Source organism: Pseudomonas botevensis (assembly GCF_019145475.1).
Classification (GTDB): domain Bacteria; phylum Pseudomonadota; class Gammaproteobacteria; order Pseudomonadales; family Pseudomonadaceae; genus Aquipseudomonas; species Aquipseudomonas botevensis.
In genome coordinates this window covers 188,083-197,043 of the sequence record NZ_JAHTKI010000021.1, presented here as the reverse complement: position 1 = coordinate 197,043, position 8,961 = coordinate 188,083, and the positions used below count along the sequence as shown (strand labels likewise).

Here is an 8,961-nt window from a genome sequence, read left to right as displayed (position 1 = left end):
GTTGTTGATCACCTCGAAGGTCTGGTCGCACGGCAACTGCCGCAGTTTATCGCCGCCGATCAACAGCGTGCGCAAGGTCGGATGCCCGAGGTGACGGCTGAAGGCGTATTCGGCCACCGGAGTCGGCAGGAAGCTGACCTGCAACGGTTGCGCCCGCCACCAGTCGAGCAGTTCGTCGAGGTGTTCGTTGCCAATGGATTCCGGCGGCAGGTGCAGGGTCGCGCCCACGCACAGCGCCGGCCAGACTTCCCAGGCCATCGCATCGAAACCGAACCCGGCGACGCTCGCGGTGTGGCTGCCGGCGCGCAGCTCGAAGGCATCGGCGTGCCAATGCACGAGGTTTTCCAGGGTGCGGTGCTCGACCATCACGCCTTTCGGCTGGCCGGTGGAGCCCGAGGTGTAGATCACGTAGGCCAGATTGTCCGGCGTCAGCCCGGCGACCTGCGGGTTATCGGCCGGCAGGTCGTGCCAGCCGCCACGGCCCAGATCGATCACCGGCACTGCAACCGCCACCGGCAGTACAAGGTCACAGACCAGCACCGCCGCCGGCACACTGTCGGCCAGCATGTAGGCGATGCGCTCGGCGGGATAGGCCGGGTCGACCGGCACATACGCAGCGCCAGCCTTGAGAATCGCCAGCAGCCCGACCAGCATCTGCGGGCCGCGTTTGAGACAGATCGCCACCCGGCTGTCCGGGCCGACACCCAGTCCACTCAGGTGATGAGCCAGACGATTGGCCTGCTCGTTCAATTGGCTGAACGTCAGCCGCTGCGCGCCGGCCTGTACCGCCAGTGCCTGCGGTGTGCGCAACACCTGCGTCTCGAACAATCGATGCACGCCTTGGGCGGCCGGGTACACGGCGGCGCTGGCGTTGAAGTGTTCGAGTACGCGCTTGCGTTCGGTTGCCGGCAGGACCTCCAGGCGATTGAAGGCCTGTGCGGGGCTTTCCGCCAGAGCGGTCGCCAGTCCTTCCAGCGCCGTGTGCATCAGCTCGCAGACGCGGCGTGCGCCCACCTGTTCCAGGGTCAACGCCGACAGGCTGAAGCCGTCGTCCAAATCATTGACGCTGAGGGTCAGCGGATAGTTGGTGCGCCCGTCCTGGGCCAGGAACTCGATGCCTTGCCAGGCCTGGTCAAATGCCGGGTGTTCACCGCCGTGAACGCTGTGTCGATAGTTGAGCACCGCGCTGAACAGTGGCGTCGGCGCGGCCACCCCGCTGCAACGCTGGGCAAGGGCCAGCGACGCATGCTCGTGGCCGAGCAACGCAGCCAGGCGCTGGTGCAGCGTGCGCAGCGCTTGGCTCACGCTTGCGTCATCGACCGCCATGCGCAATGGCAAGGTATTGATGAACATGCCCAATGCCCGGTCGGCACCCTCGCCGCTCTGCATCCGCCCCAGCAGGACGGTGCCGAACACCACCTCTTGCCGGCCGGACGTGGCCGCCAGCACCTGCGCCCAGGCCAGATGGAACAGACTCGCGACACTCACCCCGGACAGTCGCGCCTGCGCTCGCAAGCGCTGGCTCAAGTGGGTCGGCAGCGTCAGCGATTGTTCCTCGATGTCGCTTCCGTTGCCCTGCACGTCCTGCAAGCCGAATGGCAGGGTCGGCTCGTCGATGTCGCCCAGCATTTCGCGGAAGAACGTTTCGTGTTCCGCCTCGCTGACGCCCTGACGGGCCTGGGCCACGTAATTGCGATACGGCGCGGCTGGCGGCAACGGTTCGAGCTGCCCCAGCAAACCGGCCTGCATTTCACGCCGGACCACGTCCAGCGCGGTGTGATCCAGCGCGATGTGGTGGAACAACAGCACACCCACCACCCGGTCATGGGCGGGATCATCGGCATACATCAGGCGAATCAGCGGGGCCTGACCGAGGTCGAGGCGATAACCCCGGGCATCGAAACGGGCCTGCAACTGCTCGAGAATGTCGCCGTTCGCCGACTCCAGAGCAACAGCCTGCACCAGCAGCGGCGCATCACGCCACACCACTTGTTGCGGGCTCTGCAAACCTTCCCAGACCACACTGGTGCGCAGGATGTCGTGGCGCGCGACCACCGTTTGCAAGGCGTCGGCAAACGCTTGCAGGCGCTGGATATCGGCGAAGGCGACATGGGATTGCAGCAGGTAAGGGTCGCCCTCCGATGCACTCAAGTGATGATAAAGAATGCCTTCCTGCAACGGCGCCAGCGGGTAGATGTCCTGCACATTGGCCGCGCCGCCCGGCACTGTGGCGACGATGCGTTCGATGCTGGCCTGATCCAGTTCAGTCAGCGGCAGCATGTCCGGGGTGATCTGGGTGCAGCCGGCCGGGATACGATTGGCCGGGACGTCGACTTCGCGTCCGTTGCCCACCGCCGCAGCCAGCGCCGCCAGAGTCGGCTGGTTGAACAGAACCCGCACGTCAGTGCTGAGGCCAATCTGGCGCATGCGCTCGATCAGGCTCACCGCCAGCAGCGAATGTCCGCCCAGTTCAAAGAAATTGTCGTGACGCCCGACCTGCTTGACCTTGAGCACGTCGGCCCAGATCTGCGCCAGCGCGCTTTCCACCGGGCCTTGCGGCGCCTGGTATTCACGGCTCAGCCACGCCTCCTGATCCGGCTCCGGCAGGGCCTTGCGGTCGAGTTTGCCGTTGGCGGTCAGCGGCAAAGCGTCGATACGCACGTAAGCGGCCGGCACCAATGCTTGCGGCAATCGGCTTTGCAGGTGATTGCGCAGCGCTTCGATGTCCACCGGCGCCCGTTCGGTGAACCACGCCAGCAGTTGCCCGTCGCGTACCAGCGCCACCGCCTCCTGTACCGCCGGGTGACTGACCAGCGCCGCCTCGATTTCCCCAAGTTCGACGCGTACGCCGCGCAGTTTGACTTGATCGTCATTGCGCCCCAGATACTCCAGCGTGCCATCCGCCAGCCAGCGTGCGAGGTCGCCGGTGCGGTACATCCGCGCGCCCGTTTCATGACGGAACGGATCATCGAGGAACCGTTCGGCGGTCAGGTCCGGGCGATTGAAATAACCCCGTGCCACCCCGGCGCCACCGACGTACAGCTCACCCGCCACGCCCACCGGCACCGGCTGTTGCCGGGCATCGAGCAAATAGGTTTTGGCGTTGGCGATCGGTCGACCGATGTGCAACACCTGGCCGAACTCGAGGCGCCCGGAGGTCGCGACCACCGTGGCCTCGGTCGGGCCGTAGTTGTTGATCACCTCGAAGGTCTGGTCGCACGGCAATTGCCGCAACTTGTCGCCGCCGATCAACAGCGTGCGCAAGGTCGGATGCCCGAGGTGACGGCTGAAGGCGTACTCGGCCACCGGAGTCGGCAGGAAACTGACCTGCAACGGCTGCGCCCGCCACCAGTCGAGCAGTTCGTCGAGGTGTTCGTTGCCGATCGATTCCGGCGGCAGGTGCAGGGTCGCGCCCACGCACAGCGCCGGCCAGACTTCCCAGGCCATCGCATCAAAACCGAAGCCGGCGACGCTTGCGGTGTGGCTGCCGGCGCGCAGTTCGAACGCATCGGCGTGCCAATGCACGAGGTTTTCCAGGGTACGGTGCTCGACCATCACGCCTTTCGGCTGGCCGGTGGAGCCGGAGGTGTAGATGACATAGGCCAGGTTCGCCGAGGTCAGGTTCGGCAAAGACGGATTAGTGTCCGGTTGATGCTGCCAATTGCCGTTGTCCAGATCGATCACCGGCATCATCCCGAGCAAATGGCGGGTTGAGGCTTGCGCCAGCACCGCCACCGGATCGCTGTCCTGCAACAGGTAGGCGATGCGCTCCGGCGGATAGGCCGGGTCCACCGGCACGTAACCGGCGCCCGACTTGAGGATGGCCAGCAACGCCACCAGCATCTCCGGGCCACGGCGCATGCACAGGGCGATGCGGTCATCCGGTTGCACGCCGAGGCCGATCAGGTGATGCGCCAGGCGGTTGGCGCGCCGGTTCAGTTCGTCATAGCTCAGACGCTGCGTCCCCTGCACCGCCGCCACGGCGTCGGGATGCGCCAGCACCTGCGCTTCGAACAAACGTTGCACGGCCTGTTCATGTGGGTACTGGCGGCCGGTCACGTTGAAGCCGACCAACACCCGCTGACGCTCTGCCGCCGAAAGGATCGACACCTCGCGCAACGGTGCCGTGCGATCCTGCTCCAGTGCCGTCACCAGATTGTGCAGTGCCGTTTGCAGGTAGTCGCAGACCCGCGTGCCGTCCACCTGCGGCACCGCCTGGACCGAGAGCCGGAAACCCTGGCCGAGGTCGTCGACGCTGACCACCAGCGGGTAGTTGCTGCGCTCCCGGGAGCTGAGAATCTGTATGCCGTCCCACCCCAGCGTCGCCGGCTGCGCGGCACTGTGGCGATAGTTGAGCAAGGTGCTGAACAGCGGCAGGGACGCCGCCACGCCGCTGCAACGCTGGGCCAGCGCCAATGACGCCTGTTCATGGACCAACAGTTGCGCCAGCCGCTGGTGAGTCGCACGCACGCCCTCTTCCACCGCCGTCGCCCCGACGCTGACCCGCAGCGGCAAGGTGTTGATGAACATGCCCAGCGCCCGGTCGGCGCCCTCGCCGCCCTGCATCCGCCCCAGCAGGACGGTGCCGAACACCACCTCTTCGGTTCCGGAAACCTGCGCCAGCACCTGCGCCCAGGCCTGATGCACCAGGCTGGCGACGCTGATGCCCAGGCGCCGCGCCTGTTCGCGCAGACGTTCGGCCAGATCGGCATCCAGCGCCTGCTCGCTGTCGATGATGCGGCTGCCGTCGCCCAGCACGTCCTGCACACCGAACGCCAGAGTGGGTTCCTCGATATCGCCAAGCATCTCGCGGAAGAACGTCTCGTGGCTCGCGGCACTCGCGCCGAGTCGGGCCTGGGCGACGTAATTGCGGTATTGCACCGGCGCCGGCAGCTCAGTGAGCGGCCCGTGCAGCGCATCGCTGATCTCGGCCACCAACACTTCCAGCGCGGTGTGGTCGAGGACGATGTGGTGCAGCAACAGAATGCCGACCCAGCGCTGGTGCTGCGGATCTTCGGTGTAGGCCAGGCGCATCAGCGGTGCGCGTTGCAGGTCGAGGCGATAGTGACGCGGATCGAAGCGTGCCTGCATCTGCTGCAACACGTCGCCGTCCAGCGTCTCGACATCGACCCGCTCCAGCGCCAGCGGCGCCTCGCGCCAGACCACTTGCACCGGCTCTTCCACGCCTTCGCGCACGATGCTGGTACGCAGGATGTCGTGGCGGGCGATGACGCTGTTCAACGCACGGACGAACGCCTTGATCTGCGCCAGACCGTCGAAGGCGAACTGCGCCTGCAAGACATAAGGGTCACCCTCGGCTGTCGCCAGGTGGTGATAGAGAATCCCCGCCTGCAACGGCGCCAGACCATAGATGTCCTGCACGTTATCGATGCCGCCGGGCACGGTTTCCAGCACACGCTCGATACTGGCCTGATCCAGGCTCGCCAGCGGCAGCATCTGCGGGGTGATGCAGGTGCAACCGGGTTCGATTTGATTGGCCGGAACGCTGACCGTTGATACGCCGCCAAGGGTCGCCGCCAGAGCCGCCACGCTCGGCTGGCCGAACAGCACGCGCACGTCGCAATGCATGTCCTGCTGCCGCATGCGCTCGATCAGCTTCACCGCCAGCAGCGAATGGCCGCCCAGCTCGAAGAAGTTGTCGTGGCGACCGATGCGTTCGACCTGCAACAAGGTCTGCCAGATCGCCGCGATGCGGGTTTCAATCTCACCCTGCGGCGCCTCGAAACCACGGCGGGCAAAGGCCTCGCTCTCCGGTCGCGGCAAGGCCTTGCGATCGAGCTTGCCGTTGGCGGTCAGTGGCAAGGCATCGAGACGCACGAAGGCGCCGGGCACCATGTACTCGGCCAGGGACTCAAGCAGTTGCTCGCGCAGTTGCCCGGCACTCGGCTCAACCCCGTCAGCCGCCAGCCAGTAGGCCACCAGACGCTGATCGCCGGGGCTGTCTTCACGGGCGATCACCACCGCTTCACGCACCCCGGCGCAGGCTGCGAGACGCGACTCGATCTCGCCGAGTTCGATACGGAAACCACGGATCTTCACTTGATCGTCGTTGCGCCCGAGATAGTCGAGGCTGCCATCCGCCGCCCAGCGTGCAAGGTCGCCGGTCTTGTACAAACGGCTGTCCGCCGCAGCGTTGAACGGATCACGGATGAAGCGCTCGGCCGTCAGTTGCTCACGGTTCAGGTAACCCCGGGCAACGCCGGCACCGCCGACGTACAACTCGCCGACCACGCCCATCGGCACTGGCTCGCGCTGCTCGTCGAGCACGTACAGTTGCAGGTCCGGGATGCGCACACCGATCGGGCTGGCGCCCACCCGCTGGGCGTCCGCCGCCTCCAGCGGGCGATAGGTCACGTGGACGGTGGTTTCGGTGATGCCGTACATGTTGACCAGTCGCGTGCCGGCGTTGCCGACCTCGGCGTACCACGGCTTGAGCATCCCGGTTTCCAGCGCCTCGCCGCCAAAGATCACTTCGCGCAACGAATGCTGCAACGTGCTGCGTTGCTGGGCCGCGATCATCTGGCGGAAGGCGCTCGGCGTCTGGTTGAGCACGGTGACGCCGCTGCGGCACAGCAACTCATAGCACTCGTCCGGCGAACGGCTGGTTCGCTGCGGGACCAGCAACAATTGCCCACCGAAACTCAGCGCGCCCCAGATTTCCCAGACCGAGAAGTCGAAGGCGAAGGAGTGAAACAGCGCCCAGACATCCTGCGCATTGAAGCGGAACCAGTCGCGGGTCGCCGAGAACAGCCGCGCGACATGGCGATGCTCGACCATTACCCCTTTGGGCAGCCCGGTGGAGCCGGAGGTGTAGATCACGTAGGCAAGGTGCGCCGGGGTCAGCCCGGAAATCTGCAGATTGCTGTCCGGTTCGGTTTCCAGGGTGCGGTCATCGAGATCGATCTGCGGCACCGCCAGATCGGCGATCCGCTCCAACGTGGCCGCCTGCATCAGCACCGCCACGGGAGCACTGTCACGCAGGGTGAAAGCAATTCGCTCCAGGGGATACGCCGGGTCGATCGGCACATAACCGGCACCGGCCTTGAGCACGCCCAGCAGGCCGACAATCATTTGCGGGCCGCGCTCGACGCAGATCGCCACGCGGTCATCCGGGCGAATACCCAGCGCCAGCAAACGCTGCGCTACCCGGTTGGCGCGGCGGTTCAGTTCGCCGTAGCTCAGCGTCTGCCCTTCGAAAATCAGCGCGATGGCGTCAGGGCTGGCCTGCGCATGGGCCTCGAATTGCTGGTGGATCAACGGTGTTTCGGCAAACCGTGACAGCGGTGCATTGACGCCGTACAGCAGGTGTTCACGTTCGGCGGCCGGCAGAATATTCAGGCTGTGCAGCGCGGTTTGCGGCGCGGATTGCAGGGCCTCGACCAGACTCTCCAGCGCGACATGCAGATAACCGGCGATGCGTTCGGCGCCAAGCGCGGCATCCGCCAGCGCGGTGATGCGCAGGTCCTGCCCCAGGTCGTCGATGTTGACGGTCAGCGGATAGTTGGTGCGCTCCCGGGCGCCCAGCACCTGAATGCCGGCAGCCAGATCGCTGACCTCGGCGACTTCTTCGACGGCGCTGTGGCGATAATTGAGGATCGCGCTGAACAACGGCGTAGGCACCGCCACCGCGCTGCAACGCTGGGCCAGTGCCAGTGATGCCTGTTCGTGGGCCAGCAATGCGCTGAGGCGACGATGGGTCGCCAGCACTTCGGCGCGTACCGGGTTGGCGCCGACATCCACCCGCAACGGCAAGGTATTGATGAACATCCCCAACGCCTGTTCGACGCCCTCGCCCGCGTCCATCCGTCCCAGCAGCACGGTGCCGAACACCACTGCCGTGCGCCCGGACAGTTGCCCCAGCACCCGCGCCAGTGCGAGGTGCATCAGGCTCGCGACGCTCACGCCGAGCTGACGCGCCTGACTGCGCAGACGCTGACTCAGAGCGCTGTCGAGCATCCGCCAGGACTCTTCGATGTTCTGCCCGTCGCCCTGCACATCCTGCAAGCCGAGGGGCAATGTCGGCTCATCGATATCGCCGAGCAGGTCGCGGAAGAAGGCTTCGTGGGCCTGTTCGTTGCTGCGAAGACGCGACTGCGCCAGGTAGTTGCGAAACGGCACCGCCGCGCCAACCTCCGCGCTCCGCCCCGCCAGGTACGCCTGAATCTCCTTGCGCACCACGTCGAGCGCGATGTGATCCATGATCATGTGATGGAACAGCAGCAAGGCAACCACCCGGCCATGGGCGGCGTCCTCGGCGTACACCAGACGCAGGGTCGGCGCCTGGCGCAGGTCGAGACGGAAACTGCGCGGGTCATGCCGCGCGAGCAGTTGGCTCAGCGTGTCAGCGTCACTGTCGAGGTCGATTTCTTCGCAGATCAGCGGCGCCTTGCGCAGGACCACTTGCAGCGGTTCGTCCAGGCGTTCCCAGAGGAAAGCCGTACGCAAAATGTCGTGACGCTCGATCACCCAGCGCAACGCCTCGGCGAACGCTTCCAGGCGTTCGCGGCTGGCGAAGGTGAAGCGCGCCTGGGACACGTAGGGATCGCCCTCGGGCGCGGAGAGATGGTGATAAAGCATGCCCTCCTGCAAGGGCGCCAGCGGGTAGATGTCCTGCACGTTCGCCGCACCGCCGGGCACACTCGCGACAAGCCGGTCGAGGGTGTCCTGATCCAGCGTCACCAGCGGCAGCATGTCCGGGGTGATGCGCAGTGCCGGGCTCAGCCAGTCGCCGCCGTGGCTGGCGACGAACGCCAGCAGTTGCCCCTTGTGTTCGGCAAGGCTGTCCCACAGCGCATCATCCAGCGCCTCGTCGTTGCCCAGAATGACCAGGTCTTCATCGTCCTGTTGAAGGCGGATCGCATGGGTGGAAAGGACAGCCATCAATTCGCTGAAATGCATGGAGGTAACCTGCTGTAAATTCTGGAAAAAAAGCACGCAGCG

1 protein-coding gene is annotated in these 8,961 nt (G+C 65.7%); it reads right to left on the bottom strand.

The window, feature by feature from the left end; all coding sequences use genetic code 11:
- Positions 1 to 8,919, bottom strand: an 8,919-nt coding sequence (locus tag KVQ74_RS23150) for a non-ribosomal peptide synthetase (protein ID WP_217833695.1), incomplete at its 3' end; no start/stop codon positions are given.
- Between the last annotated feature and the right edge of the window lie 42 nt (positions 8,920 to 8,961).